General features: G+C 69.8%; 17 protein-coding genes. 7 read left to right on the top strand and 10 right to left on the bottom strand.

From position 1 onward, the window contains the following. The first annotated feature begins 47 nt into the window (after window positions 1–47). Window positions 48–230, top strand: coding sequence for a hypothetical protein (locus AB0J93_RS02215; protein WP_363917238.1), 183 nt, complete (start codon window positions 48–50; stop codon window positions 228–230). Here AB0J93_RS02215 and AB0J93_RS02210 read toward each other — a convergent pair. Beyond that, window positions 221–1,372 (bottom strand): helix-turn-helix domain-containing protein, encoded by a 1,152-nt coding sequence (locus AB0J93_RS02210; protein WP_363917236.1) that lies wholly within the window; start codon window positions 1,370–1,372, stop codon window positions 221–223. The genes AB0J93_RS02215 and AB0J93_RS02210 overlap by 10 nt on opposite strands. Before the next feature lie 30 nt (window positions 1,373–1,402). Between AB0J93_RS02210 and AB0J93_RS02205 the strand changes: the two genes are divergently transcribed. Then, window positions 1,403–2,527: a GntR family transcriptional regulator gene (locus tag AB0J93_RS02205; RefSeq protein ID WP_363917234.1), complete on the top strand. Its 1,125-nt coding sequence runs from the start codon at window positions 1,403–1,405 to the stop codon at window positions 2,525–2,527. Window positions 2,528–2,607: 80 nt separating this feature from the next. Here the strand turns inward: AB0J93_RS02205 and miaB are convergent, their stop codons facing one another. Then, a complete protein-coding gene (gene miaB, locus AB0J93_RS02200; RefSeq protein WP_363917232.1) occupies window positions 2,608–4,113 on the bottom strand; it encodes a tRNA (N6-isopentenyl adenosine(37)-C2)-methylthiotransferase MiaB in 1,506 nt (501 codons plus the stop codon). 53 nt (window positions 4,114–4,166) lie between these two features. Between miaB and AB0J93_RS02195 the strand changes: the two genes are divergently transcribed. Next, complete coding sequence (locus tag AB0J93_RS02195; protein ID WP_363917230.1) at window positions 4,167–4,403, top strand: DUF2277 domain-containing protein; 237 nt, start codon at window positions 4,167–4,169, stop codon at window positions 4,401–4,403. Between the two features lie 76 nt (window positions 4,404–4,479). Here AB0J93_RS02195 and AB0J93_RS02190 read toward each other — a convergent pair whose 3' ends face one another. Next, on the bottom strand, window positions 4,480–4,959 hold the full coding sequence (locus AB0J93_RS02190) for a hypothetical protein (RefSeq protein WP_093410236.1): 480 nt from the start codon (window positions 4,957–4,959) through the stop codon (window positions 4,480–4,482). 217 nt (window positions 4,960–5,176) lie between these two features. After that, window positions 5,177–6,166 carry a selenide, water dikinase SelD gene (selD, locus tag AB0J93_RS02185; protein ID WP_363917228.1) on the bottom strand — a complete coding sequence of 330 codons (990 nt, stop codon included), beginning with the start codon at window positions 6,164–6,166 and terminating at the stop codon, window positions 5,177–5,179. Window positions 6,167–6,354: 188 nt separating this feature from the next. Between selD and AB0J93_RS02180 the strand changes: the two genes are divergently transcribed. The 4 genes from AB0J93_RS02180 to AB0J93_RS02165 all read left to right on the top strand — a co-directional run bounded on the left by AB0J93_RS02180 (window position 6,355) and on the right by AB0J93_RS02165 (window position 9,680). Further along, the gene (locus AB0J93_RS02180; protein WP_363917226.1) at window positions 6,355–7,101 is read left to right on the top strand and encodes an amino acid ABC transporter ATP-binding protein; all 747 of its coding nucleotides are present in this window, start codon (window positions 6,355–6,357) and stop codon (window positions 7,099–7,101) included. A gap of 60 nt (window positions 7,102–7,161) precedes the next feature. Beyond that, the gene (locus tag AB0J93_RS02175) at window positions 7,162–8,028 is read left to right on the top strand and encodes a glutamate ABC transporter substrate-binding protein (protein ID WP_363917224.1); all 867 of its coding nucleotides are present in this window, start codon (window positions 7,162–7,164) and stop codon (window positions 8,026–8,028) included. A gap of 81 nt (window positions 8,029–8,109) precedes the next feature. Beyond that, the gene (locus AB0J93_RS02170) at window positions 8,110–8,784 is read left to right on the top strand and encodes an amino acid ABC transporter permease (RefSeq protein ID WP_363917222.1); all 675 of its coding nucleotides are present in this window, start codon (window positions 8,110–8,112) and stop codon (window positions 8,782–8,784) included. After that, entirely contained in the window at window positions 8,784–9,680 is an 897-nt protein-coding gene (locus AB0J93_RS02165) for an amino acid ABC transporter permease (protein ID WP_363917220.1), read from the top strand. Before AB0J93_RS02170 ends, AB0J93_RS02165 begins: the two co-directional genes overlap by 1 nt. A gap of 175 nt (window positions 9,681–9,855) precedes the next feature. Here the strand turns inward: AB0J93_RS02165 and rny are convergent, their stop codons facing one another. The 6 genes from rny to AB0J93_RS02135 all read right to left on the bottom strand — a co-directional run bounded on the left by rny (window position 9,856) and on the right by AB0J93_RS02135 (window position 17,330). Further along, window positions 9,856–11,622: a ribonuclease Y gene (gene rny, locus AB0J93_RS02160; protein ID WP_363917218.1), complete on the bottom strand. Its 1,767-nt coding sequence runs from the start codon at window positions 11,620–11,622 to the stop codon at window positions 9,856–9,858. Continuing rightward, on the bottom strand, window positions 11,619–11,744 hold the full coding sequence (locus AB0J93_RS02155; protein WP_363917216.1) for a hypothetical protein: 126 nt from the start codon (window positions 11,742–11,744) through the stop codon (window positions 11,619–11,621). Before AB0J93_RS02155 ends, rny begins: the two co-directional genes overlap by 4 nt. 657 nt (window positions 11,745–12,401) lie before the next feature. Further along, complete coding sequence (locus AB0J93_RS02150) at window positions 12,402–13,172, bottom strand: regulatory protein RecX (protein ID WP_363917214.1); 771 nt, start codon at window positions 13,170–13,172, stop codon at window positions 12,402–12,404. A 9-nt stretch (window positions 13,173–13,181) separates the two neighbouring features. Then, window positions 13,182–15,539, bottom strand: coding sequence for an intein-containing recombinase RecA (gene recA, locus AB0J93_RS02145; RefSeq protein ID WP_363917212.1), 2,358 nt, complete (start codon window positions 15,537–15,539; stop codon window positions 13,182–13,184). Between the two features lie 185 nt (window positions 15,540–15,724). Then, window positions 15,725–15,925, bottom strand: coding sequence for a DUF3046 domain-containing protein (locus AB0J93_RS02140; RefSeq protein ID WP_269739281.1), 201 nt, complete (start codon window positions 15,923–15,925; stop codon window positions 15,725–15,727). 4 nt (window positions 15,926–15,929) lie between these two features. Further along, complete coding sequence (locus tag AB0J93_RS02135) at window positions 15,930–17,330, bottom strand: MFS transporter (protein ID WP_363917210.1); 1,401 nt, start codon at window positions 17,328–17,330, stop codon at window positions 15,930–15,932. Window positions 17,331–17,364 lie beyond the last annotated feature (34 nt).

Below are 17,364 nucleotides of genomic sequence, written 5' to 3'. Positions count from 1 at the left end.
TCATGAGGTTAGCGGCTTGATAGAGATCGAAAACTGCCGCTAACCTCATGATCAACAAGGTGTTTGACACGGGTAGCGATCTACTCGTACTCGCGTTGGTGTTGTTCGAGCACAACAGCTCCCGGCGGCTCTGGGCGAAGATGACCACCGCACTACGGGTGATCACGGTCGCGACGTCGATCGCTTCCGCGCTGTCTCTGATGTCGGCCGGTGTTGTGGGTCAGGGTTGACGGGTCAGACCGACGATGGTGGCCAGGCGCGCGACATCGGCCGTTGCGGGTCCACGTTGGATGACCTGGGCGAGGAGGGTACGGGCGGCAGGGCGGCTGCGGACCTCGGCGGGGGCGATGCGGTCGGCGTGCAGCAGGGCTTGCCCAGCTTGGGCGAGGTCGCCGGTGTCGAGGTAAGCGCGGGCCGCGTCGATGAGGTGGGCGGCGCGGTGTTCGAGGGGTAGGCGTCGCCAGCCGTCGCTGCGGATCGCGTGCATGTGGCGGTGGAGGGCCTCGGTGGTGTCGCCGAGGTGGTGGGCGGCGAGGAAGCGGGCCACCTGGACAGCGGCGGGCCCGAAGCCGGTGTGGTGCGGGTCGCTGTCACTGGTGTGCCGGTCGGCGAGGGCGGCGGCGTGGTCGAGCAGGTCGTCGGTGTCGCTCCGGTCGCCGCTGCCGGCGGCGGCGAGCCCGGCCTGGAGGTACAGGGTTCCGCGCACTCCAGGGGCGTCTGCGGTGTCCGTCGCGGTGAGGGCGGTGGACAGCGCGAGGTGGTGGTGGCCGAGGGCACGCAGGGCTTGCGCGACGGTGATCGTGGCGGTGGCGGCGAGGGTGGGACCACCGGTGGCGGTGGTGACGGCCCGATCGGCGGCGAGCCAGGCGAGGTGAGGGTGGTCGAGTTTGATCAGGACGCCGGCGGTGATCCGGTAGGTGGATACCAGCAGGCTCCGAGTGCCGCGGGTGGCGTCGAGCAGGGCGGGTAGGGCGTCGAGGAGTTGCGGGTAGCGGGCGTGCTGGTAGGCCATCCAGGAGTACGAGACCTGCCTGCTGGCCTGCTGCGCCGCGACGGTGCGCTGGGGTCCGTCGTGGTAGCGGGCGAGGGCGGCACGAACCCCGTCGACCCCGTCCAGGTTGGGTGCGGTGGGTGGGGGTTGGCGGGGACCGAGGAGCAGGTCCGGGTCGAGGCGGAGCACGTCGGCGACCTCCCGGATGACCGAGTAGCGGTCGAGTCGGCGTACGCCTCGTTCGATCTTGTCGACCCAGCTTTTCGACTTGCCGAGCCGGTCGGCGAACGCCTGCTGGCTCATTCCCCGGTGGGCCCGCAGTTCGGCCACCCGCCGACCGATGGGTACGGAGTTGTGGTCGCGACGGTGGGGACGATTCATTGGTCCCCCTGCACCGACGGCATGGCGTGAGTGGACGTCCCGCAGCGCGGACACCACCGCGACTTCACCCGAAACGCGAACAGCCCGGCCAGGAATCCCAGCAGCACTCCACTGAGCACCATCATCACCACCGCAGATCCCTTCGGGGTTCTGGCAGGCCCTCACACCGGAGCGTCTTGGTCGGATGACCGGGTGAGGGCTTTCTCCTGTCTTCGTCAAACCAAAGTTATCGCACTAACTTCACGATGTGAAGAATCTAAGTGCACGAACTATGCTCGGGTCGCGATGGCGCCCTCGTTGCTACGGCCCTGGGAGCATGGTCGACTTGACGCGAACACCTGCACCAACCCGGAAAGGCTGTCAATGACCAACAAGGAACCGCCGAACTACCAGCGCGTCGTGGACGACCTGCGCTCGCGGATCCTCTCTGGTGAACTGGCTCCGGGTGAGAAGCTCCCCACCGAGAAGGAACTACAACAGCGGTGGGGCTACTCCACCACGATCGTCAAACACGCCCTCACCCTGCTGCGCAGCGAAGGGCTCATCGAGGGTCGACGCGGCTCCGGCAATTACGTACGCGACCGGAGTCAGCTCGTGCGTCGCGCCCACTCTCGAGACATGCGCAAGCGCCTCGGCAGTACATCGCCATTCGCGCGAGACAGCGAAGCGGCTGGGAGGCAACCGACCTGGGAGTCTGAGAGCGAGAAGATCCCCGCGACGCCGCACATCGCGGAACGACTCGGCATCCGGCCTGGCGACACGGTGATGCACACCAGGTATCGGTACCTGGCGAACGACGATCCCATCCAGCTTGCCGACTCGTACGAGCCGATCGCCGTCACCGGCGGCACCCAGGTCGAGCACCCCGAGCAGGGGCCGATCATCGGCGTCGTCGCCCGGATGGACTTCATTGGCGTGGCCATCGACCGGTTCACCGAAGAGGTCACCACCCGGCCGGCAACGCCTGCGGAGATCACCGCCCTCGACCTCGACCAGCGCGGCGGCCGATGGGTCATCGCGATCGAACGCACCTACTACGCCGGGCCGACCGCAGTCGAGACCGCCGACATCGTCTTCCCCGGCGACCGATACCGCCTCGTCTACGAGATACCCATCGACCCCTGGTCGCCAGAAGAGGTGACCGACTTGCCCTGACACACGAGGTCGCCCGCCGGATTGCTGCGATCCGACGACCGACGCTTCATGTACTCCGCCTGGAGAAAGGCCGACCTAGCTCAGGGCGAGACGGCGCAGCCGGTCGTCGGCGCGGGCGCCGCAGCCGGAGCGCCGAGCGTGGGCAGCCCCAACAGCACTCCGGGGGTACGCGGTGAGCGCCCCGCCTCGGCCGCGTCACCGGCCCGGGTGCGGCGGTGCGACAGCGGCGCACCGTCGGCGTTGAGGTGGTGCGGCGCGGCGTAGGTGACCGTGGTCTGCACGATGTCGCCGGGACGGATCGCACCCGCCTCGACCGGGCCCGTCGCGAAGTGCACCAGGCGGCCGTCGCGGGCCCGGCCCGACATCCGGCCGGTCCGCTCGTCCTTGCGGCCCTCGCCGACGGCGACCAGCACCTCGACCGTCTCGCCGACCAGCTTCTTGTTCTCCGCCCAGGTGATCTCCTCCACGCAGGCAATCAGCCGCTCGTACCGCTCTTGCACGACCTGCTTGGGCAGCTGACCGTCCATGCTCGCGGCCGGGGTGCCGGGGCGCTTGGAGTACTGGAACGTGAAGGCGGAGGAGAACCTCGCCGCCCGGACCACGTCCAGGGTGCGCTCGAAGTCCGCCTCGGTCTCCCCGGGGAAGCCGACGATGATGTCCGTGGTGATCGCCGCGTCCGGCATGGCGGCGCGGACCTTCTCGATGATCCCCAGGTACTTCTCCGACCGGTACGACCGGCGCATCGCGCGCAGCACGTCGTCGGAGCCGGACTGCAACGGCATGTGCAGCGACGGGCAGACGTTCGGCGTCTCGGCCATCGCCGCGATCACGTCGTCGGTGAAGTCCTTCGGGTGTGGGCTGGTGAATCGCACCCGCTCCAGACCGTCGATCTCGCCGCAGGCGCGCAGCAGCTTGCCGAACGCGTACCGGTCACCGAACTCGACGCCGTAGGAGTTGACGTTCTGCCCGAGCAGCGTCACCTCCAGCACGCCCTCGTCGACAAGTGCCCGCACCTCGCTGAGGATGTCGCCGGGGCGGCGGTCCTTCTCCCGGCCGCGCAGCGACGGCACGATGCAGAAGGTGCAGGTGTTGTTGCAGCCCACCGAGATCGACACCCAGCCGGCGTACGTCGACTCGCGGCGGGTCGGCAGCGTCGACGGGAAGACGTCTAGGGCTTCGAGGATCTCCACCTCGGCGGCGGCGTTGTGCCGGGCGCGCTCCAGCAGCACCGGCAACGAGCCGATGTTGTGGGTGCCGAAGACCACGTCCACCCAGGGTGCCCGGCGGACGATGTCGCCACGGTCCTTCTGGGCGAGGCAGCCACCGACGGCGATCTGCATCCCCGGGTGCCGGTTCTTGACCGGACGCAGGTGACCGAGGTTGCCGTACAGTCGGTTGTCCGCGTTCTCGCGGACCGCGCAGGTGTTGAACACCACCACGTCGGGGGTGTCCTCGGCCTCGCCCGCGCGGACATACCCCGCCTGCTCCAGCAGGCCGGAAATGCGCTCGGAGTCGTGCACGTTCATCTGGCAGCCGTAGGTGCGCACCTGGTAGGTGCGCGGGCCGCCCGCCGCTGCGGTAGTCATGACGTGCACAGCGTAGCCGGGTCCGAGGAATCGGACGCAAACGAGGAGAAGCCATGTGCCGCAGCATCAAGACCCTGCGTGAGCCGTACACCCCGGAGGTCACCGACGCGGACGTGCGGGCCGCGGCGTTGCAGTACGTCCGAAAGATCTCGGGCTTCCGGGCGCCAGCGGCCCACAACGCCGAGGCGTTCGACGCGGCGGTGGCCACGATCGCCGCCGCCACCCGCACCCTGCTCGACGAGCTGGTGGTACGCGGCGGCACCCGGCCGGCCACCCCGGCCGGCAACTGAGTCGCCGCGACTGCCGGGCCTGCTGCGGTCGGTGACGGCGGCAGCCAGACGGTGTCGGCCAGTCGCCAGCCGGTCGTCAGGCGGCGGCCAGGGCCGGGTTGACCGAGTCGGGCGCCCAGCGGGAGCGGTGGCAGCGCGACCAGCCCCGGCACCGCGGGTCCGCCTCGGTGCACAGGCGGCGGTCGCTGAGCACTTCGCCGTCGTCGGTCTCCCGCACGTCGAAGTGGACCGGGCGGATGCTGCCGTCCGGGGCCACCAGCAGGTGCCGGGTGTCGTCGAGCGTGTCGTCCCGCAGTAGGCAGTTGCGGCCCAGCAGCCGGGCCAGCGCCGCGATGCTGGGCAGTTCGGGCAACTCGTCCGGCACGCCGTAGCAGTCCACGATCGTGGCGAACTCCCCCGGTGCCTGCCAGACGTCGCAGACCACGGCGTACGTCGGCAGCCGCAGCGGGTCCGCCACCGCCAGTGGCATCACCACCCGACCGAGCGCGTCGGCCAGCGCCGGGTAGACCTCCACCGGTCGTACCTGGTCGATTCTCCAGTTCCACAGCTCGGTCATGCCGTCTCCTCGCTGTGCTCGTCCCCACCGGCCTCCGGATCGGGCCTTACCGACGATGGTGGGGGGCATTTGCCCCCAGCCGTGGGCAAGTTACCGGTCTGTGACCATTCTGGCCCAAATTTCCCCGAGCTTCATCGCTCCAGGTAGCGGGAAGATGACAGTTTATCGGGTATGGTGCGCGTTCCCACGCAGCGGCACGCGTACCGAAAACCCGCGTTCAGCGCAGGACGATCCGGTGCTCGCCGGGGGGCAGCAGCTCACCGATCACCGGAGCGCCCGGTATCTCCCCGGCGATCAGCAGCCCTCCGGAGGTCTGCGCGTCGGCCAGCAACAGCCGGTCCTCCTCGGTCGCCGCGCCGAAGTCCGTCCACGGGATCACCCACTCCAGGTTGCGGCGGGAACCACCGCTGACGTACCCGTCGCGGACCGCCTCGCGGGCACCAGCCAGGTACGGCACCCGGGAGGTGTCGATCGCCACCGTGACCCGGCTCGCCCGGGCCAGCTTCGAGGCGTGCCCGAGCAGACCGAACCCGGTCACGTCGGTGCCGCAACGCACGCCCGCCGCCACCGCCGCCCGCGCGGCGTCCCGGTTCAGCGTGGTCATCGCCGCCACCGCCGCCGGGAAACTCTCGCCGGTGCTCTTGTGGCGCGTGTTGAGCACCCCGACGCCGAGCGGTTTGGTAAGCGACAGCGGCAATCCGGCCCGCCCGGCGTCCAAGGTGATCAACTCTTCCGGCCGGACCAGCCCGGTGACGGCCAGACCGTACTTCGGGCCGTCGTCGTCGACGCTGTGCCCGCCGGCCAGGTGGCAGCCGGCCGCCCGGGCCACGTTCAGGCCGCCCCGCAGCACCTCCCGGGCCAGGTCCAGCGGCAGCACCTCGCGCGGCCAGCAGAGCAGGTTGAGCGCGACAAGCGGAGTGCCGCCCATCGCGTACACGTCGGACAGGGCGTTCGTGGCGGCGATCCGACCCCAGTCGTACGCGTCGTCGACCACCGGCGTGAAGAAGTCCGCAGTGGTGACCAGGCCGGTGCGCTCGTCCAGCCGGACCACCGCGGCGTCGTCGCCATGGTCGAGCCCGACCAGCAGCTCGGCGGTGCCGGCGGCGGGCCCGAGATCGGCGACCATCGCCTCCAGCTCACCGGGCGGGATCTTGCAAGCGCACCCGCCGCCACGGGCGTACCGGGTCAGCCGCACAGGCTCGGTCATCCCCTCATGATCTCCGTCACCCGGGCGGGACACCAGCCGGGCGGGTCAAATTCGGACGCCGCAGTCGGATCATCCAGGGTGTTACCGCTCCGTGACCATCTGGGTTGTGTTCCGCCACTTCACCCCGCCTACAGTGGCCGCTACCGGGGGTCGACCGACTCCCGACAGCGACGAGGAGGACAGACGACGTGGCGACGGGCGAACCGCTCATCGTGCTGGACTCGGTCAACAAATGGTTCGGGCCGTTGCACGTACTGGACGACGTCTCGCTGTCGGTGGGGCGGGGCCAGGTGGTCGTGGTAATCGGCCCGTCCGGCTCCGGCAAGTCGACCCTGTGCCGCACCATCAACCGGCTGGAGCCGATCAACTCCGGCACCATCACCTTCGACGGGCAGGCGCTGCCGGCCGAAGGCAAGGCCCTGGCCAAGCTGCGCAGCGAGGTCGGCATGGTGTTCCAGTCGTTCAACCTCTTCGCGCACAAGACGATCCTGGAGAACGTCACCCTCGGCCCGGTCAAGGTCCGCAAGGAGAAGCCGGCGGCGGCCCGGGAGCGGGGGCTGGCCCTGCTCGACCGGGTCGGCATCGCCAACCAGGCCGACAAGTACCCGGCCCAGCTCTCCGGCGGCCAGCAGCAGCGCGCCGCGATCGCCCGCGCGCTGGCCATGCAGCCCAAGGCGATGCTCTTCGACGAGCCCACCAGCGCGCTGGACCCGGAGATGGTCGGCGAGGTGCTGGACGTGATGACCTCCCTGGCCCGCGACGGCATGACCATGGTCGTGGTCACCCACGAGATGGGCTTCGCGCGGCACGCGGCAAACCGGGTCATCTTCATGGCCGACGGCAAGCTCGTCGAGGACGCCGCTCCGACGGAGTTCTTCGCGAACCCGCGCAGCGAGCGCGCCAAGGACTTCCTCTCCAAGATCCTCACTCACTAGGCGTCCGGTAGTGGGGCGGGCCGTGACCCGGCCGGCTCCAGTCGAAGAAGGAGAACAGGTATGCGAATGAAGCGGATGGCGGCGCTCGCCGCCGTTGCCGGCCTCGCGGTCGCGATGACCGCCTGCGGCGGGGACAGCGACGAGGGCGGCTCCGGCACCGGCGCCGGCGGCATCGTCGGCAAGGCCGAGAGCCAGAAGAAGCTGGTCATCGGCGTCAAGGCCGACCAGCCCGGCCTGGGTCTGCAGACCGGCAGCCAGTACGAGGGCTTCGACATCGAGATCGGGAAGATCATCGCCAAGGGCCTCGGTGTCGAGGAGAGCGGCATCGAGTGGAAGACCACCGTGTCGAACAACCGGGAGCCCTTCATCGAGCAGGGCACCGTCGACCTGGTGGTCGCCACCTACACCATCAACGACGAGCGCAAGCAGAAGGTCAACTTCGCCGGCCCGTACTACATCGCCGGCCAGGACCTGCTGGTCAAGTCGGACTCCACCATCACCGGCCCGGACCAGCTGGCCGGTAAGACGGTCTGCTCGGCGACCGGCTCGACCCCGGCCAAGCGGATCACCGAAAACTACCCGGACGCCCGGCTGCAGCAGTTCGACGCGTACTCCAAGTGCCTGCCGCTGCTGGAGAACGGCCAGGTCGACGCGGTGACCACCGACGACATCATCCTCGCCGGCTACGCCGCGCAGGACCAGTACGCCGGCAAGTTCAAGGTGGTCGGCAGCACCTTCTCCGACGAGCCCTACGGCATCGGTCTGAAGAAGGACGACACCGACGGCTGCGAGAAGGTCAACGAGATCCTCAAGGCCGCCGCCGAGGACGGCAGCTACAAGGCCGCCTGGGATGCCACCCTGGGCAAGAGCGGCACCCCCGCGCCCGAGCTGGACACCACCAAGCTGACCCACTGCGGCGCAGTCTGACCGGTACCGGAGCCGGCATCCCGTGCGGGTGCCGGCTCCGGCCTGTCACCGGCCGCCGCCACGTGCCCCGGGAGCCGACGCATGCACGTATTCACTGATCCGGAGAACTTCGACGCGTACCTGTCGGGGTTCCTCTGGATCCTCAAGCTGACCGGCGCGTCCGCGGTCTGCGCGCTGGTGATCGGCGTGCTGCTGGCCGCGATGCGGGTCTCCCCTGTCCCGGTGCTGCGCGTCTTCGGCGCGGCCTGGGTCAACATCTTTCGCAATACCCCGCTGACGCTTGTCATCTTCTTCTGCTACTTCGGCCTCTACGCCACCCTCGGCCTGAGCCTCGCGCAGGATCTGGACCTGAACATCTACTGGCTCGGGGTGATCGGCCTGTCGGTCTACACCGCCGCCTTCGTCTGCGAGGCGGTGCGCTCGGGCATCAACACCGTACCCACCGGGCAGGCCGAGGCCGCCCGGGCGATCGGGCTCTCCTTCGCCCAGACCCTGCGGATCGTGGTGCTGCCGCAGGCGGCCCGCTCGGTGATCGCGCCCTTCGGCAGCATCCTGATCGCGCTCTGCAAGAACGCCACAATCGTCGGCACCATCGGGCTGCTGGAGTCCTCGAACGTCATGAAGGACCTAATCAACTTCAACGGTGACGCCGTCATCATGATCTTCCTGGTCTTCGCCGGCACGTTCGCCGCACTGCTCATCCCCACCGGCTACTTCTTCGGCTGGCTGGCCAACCGCCTGGCGGTGAAGCGCTGATGAGCACCAGCAACGTCCTCTACGACCACCCCGGTCCCCGGGCCAAGGTACGCAACGCGGTACTGAGCGTCGTCTTCGGCGTCGCGCTGCTCGGCCTGCTGTACTGGATCTACACCCGGTTCGACCAGGCCAACCAGTGGGAGCCCCGACTGTGGGAGCCGTTCACCCGGTCGGCCACCTGGACCCAGTTCATCCTGCCGGGCCTGTGGGCGACCCTGAAGGCAGCCGGCGTCGGCATGCTGCTCTCGCTCGCCTTCGGTATCGTCTTCGCCTTCGGCCGGCTCTCCGACCGCTGGTGGATCAGCGTGCCGGCGGGCATGGTGGTGGAGTTCTTCCGCGCCGTACCACTGCTGCTGATGATCTTCTTCATCTTCTACGGTGTGCCGTTCCTCATCAAGGGGCCGGTCACCGCCTTCTGGGCCGTGGTGATCGGCCTGACCCTCTACAACGGCTCGGTACTGGCCGAGGCGTTCCGGGCCGGTATCCGGGCCGTACCCGGCGGGCAGTCCGAGGCGGCCTACGCGGTCGGCATGCGCAAAAACCAGGTGATGCGGCTGATCCTGCTCCCGCAGGCGGCCCGAGCCATGCTGCCGATCATCGTCAGTCAGCTGGTGGTGCTGCTCAAGGACACCGCGCTCGGCTACATCGTGGCCTACCCGGAGCTGCTCCAGCGGGGCGTCAACGACCTCGCCGCCAACTACGGCAACATCATCGCCTGCGCGATCGTCGCCGCCGTCATCTACATCGTGATCAACTCACTGCTCACCTGGTTCGCCGGCTGGTTGGACCGACGCACCGGTGTCCGGGCCTTCCGGGTACCCAGGCAGACCGCACCGGTCGGAGCGGCGGACTCCACCCCGGAGGGCGGCGCCACCGTCTCCGAGCCGCAGGGCTGAGCAGGCACCGCTCCGGTGCGGCGCGGGCGAAACTCGCCGCGCGCCGCACCGCTGCCGGCGGCATCGCCGTCGACAGCGGCGGCCGTCGGCGCACCGCTGCAAGCGCGCTCTGAGCGGTGGCAAGAAAGGGTTACTGCTCGCCGTGAGGCGTCGAGGAGGGGCCCTTCCTCACACCTCAGCGGGCGATCTCGGTGACCCGGGACTCGCGGACCACGGTCACCCGGATCTGACCCGGATAGGTCAGCTCCTCCTCGACCTGCTTGGCCACGTCCCGGGCCAGCACCGCCGCGCCGATGTCGTCGACGTCGTCGGGCTTGACCATCACCCGGATCTCCCGGCCCGCCTGCATGGCGAAGACCTTCTCCACCCCGACCTTGCCGGCGGCGATCTCCTCGATGCGTTCCAGCCGCTTGACGTAGGCCTCCAGGCTCTCCCGCCGGGCCCCCGGCCGACCACCGGAACAGGCGTCGGACGCCTGGGTGAGCACCGCCTCCACGGTCTGCGGCGGCACCTCGTTGTGGTGCGCCTCGATGGCGTGCACCACGTCCTCGCTCTCGCCGAACTTACGAGCAACGTCAGCGCCGACGATCGCGTGACTCCCCTCCACCTCGTGGGTGAGCGCCTTGCCGATGTCGTGCAGGAACGCCGACCGCTTGATCAACGGAACGTCCAGACGCAGTTCGGCGGCCATCATGCCGGCGATGTGCGCCGTCTCCACCAGGTGCTTGAGCACGTTCTGCCCGTACGACGTGCGGTAGCGCAACCGGCCCAGCAGGGTGACCAGCTCCGGGTGGATCTCGGTGATGCCGACCTCCACCAGAGCGTCCTCGGCGGCCCGGTGGCAGAGCTGATCCACCTCCTGCCGGGCCAGCTCGTGCACCTCCTCGATACGGTGCGGATGGATCCGGCCGTCCAGCACCAGCTTCTCCAGCGTCAACCGGCCGACCTCCCGGCGTACCGGGTCGAAGCAGGACAGCAACACCGCCTCGGGAGTGTCGTCGATGATCAGGTTGACCCCGGTGACCGACTCGAAGGCCCGGATGTTGCGGCCCTCCCGACCGATGATCCGACCCTTCATCTCGTCGCCCGGCAGGTGCAGCACACTGACCACACTCTCGGCGGTCTGCTCGCTGGCCACCCGCTGGATGGCGTCGACCACGATGTGCCGGGCCCGCTGCTCGGCGGTCGACCTCGCGTCGGACTCGATGTCCCGGACCAGCAGCGCGGCCTCCCGCTTGGCCTGCCCCTCGATCGCCTCGACCAACTCGGCCCGCGCGGCGTCGGCGGTCAAACCGGCGACCCGCTCCAACTCACGTCGCCGCTGGTTCTCCACCTCGGCGAGCTCGACCTCCCGCTCGGCCAGCGCCGCCTCGCGGGCCGCCAGCGCGGCGTTGGCCGCCGTAAGCTGGCGCTCCCGCTCCGCGAGCCGCTCCACCTCCTCGGTGTGCAGCCGCTCCCGCTCGTCCATCCGGGTCGCCCGCCGCTCCACCTCGGCGGCCTGCTCCCGGGTGGTCGCGGCCAGCACCGCCACCTCCCGCTCACCGCTGCGCCGGGCTGCCGTGCGCAACTGCTCGGCGTCCGCCTCGGCCTGCTTGTGCGCCCGTTCCAGCACCGTGTCCGCCTCGGCGCGGGCGCCGTCGAGCACTCGACGCGCCTCCGCCCGAGCGGCCTTCGCCTCGGCCTTGGCCGCCGCCGCCTCGGCGCGCGCCGCCGCCGCCGCGGACTTCGCCACGTCGATGGTGCTGTTGACTTCGTCAGCGGCGGTGCGCAGCGCGGCCAGCGACTGCTCCTGCCGGTCCTTCTCCGCGACGTACGCGGGATCCTCCGGTGCCGGACGCGTCAGCAGACCCCGCATCAGCCGCACCCCGAACAGGACGGCGCCGAGCACCACGAGGGTCAACACCAGCACGGCAGTCAGGATCACGACATCGAAGGCGCTCATCGGCCAGCTCCGTCCGGCCCGTCGCCGACCACCAACGCGACGGCAGGTGGACCGGAACTCTGCTCACCGTCGTCGCTGGCCCCGGACTCCGCCGCACCGGGAGCGCCCGCCCCCGCGCTCATGCCGGCACTCCGTTCCGCTGCGTGCCCCTGGCGGGCAGCGCCGAACGAAGCCTCAAGGTCGACCCGCTCCGCTCGCTCATGCCGGGACTCCGGTGAACCTGTGCCGCCTCGCCATGGCGCGCCTCCCCTGAACCGTCGCGCCGCAACAGCCTGCCGGGTGGGCACGCTCCTGCGACTCTGGACGCCCGACCGGAGCGCATGGCCGTGGGTTGGCTTCCTCCGCCGACGTCGGTGACGGCCGTCGGCGGGCCGGGTGCACTGTCACGTGAGCCCGGACCGGCCTGTCCGGAGCTGACGTACGCGGCCGATCGTGCCGGCCAAAGTGATGCTGTTCTGTTACGGGATCTATGTTGTGCGCTTAGCCTGCGCTTGGTCGGGCAATGTGAGCCTTTATGGCGAGGCTAGGTCTCAACCGGGCTCCGGTCAAGAACGGATGATCAAACCACCCGGACGGAGAGAAGTTAACTCGTCACCCTCCGCCGATGAATACTCGGACGCCAGCGGGCAAAAAAGACGAACAACCAACGCCGGGTTGACTCATCCGGGCTGGTCACGTTGCGGAGGTGGTCGTCGCAGCCGCGCCACACGCATCGCCCCCAGCCCCGGGGGCTGGCCGAAGTCACGTCTGGCGGACGGCGTGACAGCGGGAGCGCGCGTTCAGCGGTCGATCTCGCCCTCTGCGTCGGCGAGGGCGTCGGCGTCGATCTGCTCGGCGAACTCGGCTGCCTCGGCGCTCTGCGCGGCGATCGCGTCCTTCACCGCCCGGATCGCGACGCCGGCCGGGTAGCCCTTGCGGGCCAGCATGCCGACCAGCCGCCGGAACACCGCGTCCGGCTCGCCTCGGGCGGTACGCAGTTTCCGCTCCACCAGGGCGCGGGCGGTCTCCGCCTCGGTGGTCTCGTCCAGCTCGTCCAGCGCCTCACTGGCCGTGTCGCCATCCACGCCGCGTTGGCGCAGCTCGTTGGCGAGTGCCCGGCGGGCCAGCCCTCGGCCGGCGTGCCGGCTGTTCACCCAGGCCCGGGCGAACGCGGCGTCGTCGATGATGCCGACCTCGTCGTACCGGTCGAGCACCTGGTTGGCGGTCTCCTCGGAGATGCCCCGCCGGGCCAACGCGGTGGCCAATTCGGCGCGGGTACGCGGGCGCACCGCGAGCTGCCGCAGACAGATCTCCCGGGCCACCTCGGCCTCGTCACGAGGCGCGGATGCCACGTCCCCGGGTGCCGAACCGCCGGCCCGTCGGGTGGAACCGAACCGGCCCGGGGCCGAGGCTGGGGAACTTGAAGCCGACACGTCCGGGGTCGACGGGTCACCCGGGTCGGAGGAGTCCCCGCCGGCGCGGCGGCCCCGGCGGGGACGCGGTGTGGCGTCGCCCGCGCGGGGCGGACTGGCATCCCAGCCCCGCCCCGAGCGGGCACGTCGTCCTGCCACGACTCAGGATCAGAAGTCGACCGGCGGCAGCTCCGGGCCACCGGCGGCGTCGCCCGCGCCGACCCCGACGCCGAGCTTCTCCAGGATCTTCTTCTCGATCTCGGCGGCCACGTCGGGGTTCTCCCGGAGGAACTCGCGGGCCTTCTCCTTGCCCTGGCCCAGCTGGTCGCCCTCGTAGGTGTACCAGGCACCGGACTTGCGAATGATCGACTGCTCGACGCCGACGTCGATCAGCGAGCCTTCGCGGGAAATGCCCTTGCCGTACATGATGTCGAACTCGGCCTGCTTGAACGGGGCGGCGCAGTTGTGTACGACGATGTCGTCAGCGACCAGCGTGTGCAGCTCATCGACCTCGACATCAAAGGTCCTCGTACGCCGCGCGGGCAGGATCTCCTTGACGGTCGAATAGCGCACCTGCTCGGCGAGCAGTTCACGCAGAAAAGCGTCGTCAAGCGCGTCCGCCAGCAGTTGCAACCGATCCCGCCGGATCTGGTGCAGCCCTAGAACCTGTTTCATGCCACCACGCGAATTGCCGGCCGTCGCGCCGATCAGTTGAGCAGCGAGCACAGCTGTGACGCCCTTACCCGCCAGGTGTGCCAGCACCGACTCGGTGACCGCAGGCGACAGGTAGCCGGCCTGCGAGCCCCGCCGACGCCCTTCCTGGCTGTTGAGCGCCTCGCGAAGGATGACCCCGCGCGGTCCCCACAGCGGAACCGCTTCGGCGAACGCCTCCACGTTGTCGCTACCGGCCACCCGGACCTCGTAGCACAACCGCTTTGCCTGGATGCGACGCCCCTTGATAAGACTGGGGCGCTGACCCGTCGGGTCGTAGCGACGAACCGAACTCGTGATGCCGTATCGCAGCAACAACCAGTGGAGTTGGTGGGCCAACTGCTCCGAGGTAGTCGTGTAGCCGACCCGGATGGCACCGGTCTGCTCGATGCTCACCCAGCCGTCGCTTTCGAGTAGACCGAAAAGCAGGTTGCCTGCCACCTCGCGGGAAAGACCCGGATCGAAGAACTCGGCGGGGATGGTCTTCTCCCAGGCCAGCTTGCCGTAGATCCCCGCTTGTCGGCACAACGCCAGCAACTCGTTGCGCTCACCCCGACGGTGGGAGAACGAGATGGCCAACTTGCCGTCATGCTCGTGTGTGTCGCAGCCGAGCCCTGCGGCGATGCGCGCCGCGTCGGCCTTCAGCGACTCCTGGATGTTGATGAACTGCAGCGGGGTCTTCCCACCGACATATCCGTCACCAATCAGGTAGCCGAGCATTCGTGCCTGCTCGGGCGAGTAGGGCTCATGCTCGCCGAAACCCAGGAACTGTCGAGGCTGCGCAACCCGGTCTCCGGCACCCAACTCGCCGGCCACCTTCCAGCCCCGATCGGTCAAGACCTTGTGATCGGGGGTGGCCCAGACCGTGGCACCGCCACGCAGACGTACCCCGATGACATCCTGTTCTCCCTGGTCGAACCAGGAGACGACAGGGCGGGCGTGCAGCATGCCGTCCTTCGCCGCCGCCACCACGGAGACAGGCATCCGCCCGTCGACGATGTCCTCGATCCGGTTGGCGCGGCCGGTGACCGGGTCGAACACCATGGTGCCCTCGGCGAGGCACTTGTTCTTCACGACCTTCACCCGAGTGCGGTTACCGACCACGTCGGTGCCGTCCTTCAGGCTCTCGATGCGCCGCACGTCGAGCCGGACCGAGGCGTAGAACTTCAACGCCCGCCCACCCGTCGTCGTCTCGGGTGATCCGAACATGACGCCGATCTTCTCGCGGAGCTGGTTGATGAAGATCGCGGTGGTGCCGGTGTTGTTGAGCACGCCGGTGATCTTCCGCAGCGCCTGGCTCATCAGCCGGGCCTGGAGACCCACGTGACTGTCGCCCATCTCGCCCTCGATCTCGGCGCGCGGCACCAGCGCGGCCACCGAGTCGATCACGATGATGTCGATCGCGCCGGAGCGGACCAGCATGTCCACGATCTCCAGCGCCTGCTCGCCGGTGTCCGGCTGGGAGACCAGCAGGGCGTCGGTGTCGACGCCGAGGGCCTTGGCGTACTCCGGATCGAGCGCGTGCTCGGCGTCGATGAAGGCGGCGATGCCGCCGGCCCGCTGGGCGTTGGCCACCGCGTGCAGGGCGACCGTGGTCTTACCGCTGCTCTCCGGGCCGTACACCTCGACGACCCGGCCGCGAGGCAGACCACCCACGCCGAGCGCCACGTCGAGCGCGATGGAACCGGTCGGAATGACCGAGGTCTGGATGACCGGTCGCTCCCCCAGCCGCATCACCGAGCCCTTGCCGAATTGCTTGTCGATCTGAGCGAGAGCAAGGTCGAGCGCCTTCTCCCGGTCAGGTCCTGCCGCCATCGTTGCCACCCCTGCCTTCGCCGGCGTCTTTCCTGAGCTTCGCGTCACGCGGGACACGCTAGGCGCTGGGTCCGACAGAAAACCAGCCGACTGGCCGTGGCCTGTGGACGAGCACCCCGCTGTGGACAATAGCCGAACAGGTGTACGACTCGGCAAGAGACACGCGGAAGTAACGAATCGACTGCTCAGCGTAGCCGGGTGGGTACCCGGTCCGGATAGGCGGCGACCACGGCGCGCCACACCACGTGCGTCTCCACGCCGGCCTTGAGGGCCTGCTCGATGGTTCGCCCGCCGAGTTCCGACAACACCTGGTCGCTGGCGATGCTGGCCGCGTACGCCGGCCCGAACGCCTCGGCCAGGCGCGCCCAGAAGTCGGTCAGCCGCACGTGATCAGTCCTTCCTGTCCGGTGCACCCACCGGCACCGGACGCAACGCTAGCGCCAGCAGGGGCGCCACCGCGACTGCGGCGAGCAGGGTCAGCACCGGATAGCCCGCAAGTTGCATGACAAACCCGCTCAGCGCTCCGGCCAACGCTCCGGCGAGCCCCATGAGCAGGTCGGACAGCCCCTGGGCGCTGGGGCGCACCTCGTCCGGTACCGACTCCGACAGCAGGGTGGAACCGGCCACCATGGTCGCCGACCAGCCGAGCCCGAGCAGGATGAGCCCGACGGTGAGCCGGGGCGTGTGGTGCCCGGCGGTACCGGCGACCGCGCAGGCGGCCAGCAGCGTCCCGATGCCACCGAGGATGACCGGGCGCCGGCCGAACCGGTCGGCGAGCCAACCGACCACCGGTGCCAGCGCGTACATGCCGGCGATGTGCAGGCTCAGCACCAGCCCGACCACCGGCAGCACCTCGTCGACGGCGTAGTACTCCCGCAGGTGCACCGGGGTCATCGCCATCACCGCCACCATCACCAGGTGGCCCACGGCCACGGCGGCCACGCCGAGTCGGGCGGCCGGTCGGGCGCGTACCACCGACCAGGCGGCGCGCATGCCGCCGCCGGGCCGGGCCGGCGGTGCCGGTGCCGCGACGGGCTCGGCCGCCGCCGGAACCGTGCCGGCCGGGGCGAGCGCGGACGCGGCCGGGGTCGCCTCGGGCGGGATCGGTGGTGGACCAGACGGGATCGGCTCGGACTCGCCGGCGCGGGCCGCCGCGAGCCGGCGCGCGGTGAGCAGTGGGTCGGGCCGCAACCACAGCAGCAGTACGCCGGCGGCGAGCACGAACGCGACGGCGCTGAACGCGAACGGGCCGGACAGCGCCGGCAGCCCCCAGCCGCTTGTGGTGCGGTCGGCGAGGGCGGCGAAGTTCGGGGCAGCCACCGCGCCGATGGTGGTGGCCCAGACGATCAGCGACAGTTGCCGGGCGCGCCGGTCCGGTTTGGCGAGGTCGACCGCGGCGTAGCGGGCCTGGAGGTTGGCGGCGGAGCCGCCGCCGAAGAGGAGCATGCCGAGGAAGAGCAGCGGGACCGACCTGGTCGCCGCGGCGAGCACGACCAGTGCCCCGCCCAGCGCCCCGATCACGTACGCGAAGGCCAGGCCGGGGCGGCGACCGTACCCGGTGATGATCCGGGTGACCGGTACGGCGAGCAGGGCGGCACCGATCACGGCGGCGCTCTGCGCCAGGCCGGCCACGGCGGTGCCGGCGATCTCGGCGGCGAGCAGGGCGCCGACGGCGATGCCGATGGTCACCCCGATGCCGCCGACGACCTGGGTGGTGAAGAGCAGCCGCAGGGTGCGCCGCTGGATGGGCGCGACATCCGGGTACGCCGGTGTGGTCAGGTCAGTGGCCAACGGGAGGCTCCTTGGTAAGGGGTGACCATCCTTT

It is taken from the genome of Micromonospora sp. NPDC049374 (genome assembly GCF_040677165.1).
In the GTDB taxonomy this organism is placed as follows: domain Bacteria; phylum Actinomycetota; class Actinomycetes; order Mycobacteriales; family Micromonosporaceae; genus Micromonospora.
The sequence above is the reverse complement of the archived record's forward strand: the minus strand, read 5'-3'. Positions and strand labels throughout refer to the sequence as shown.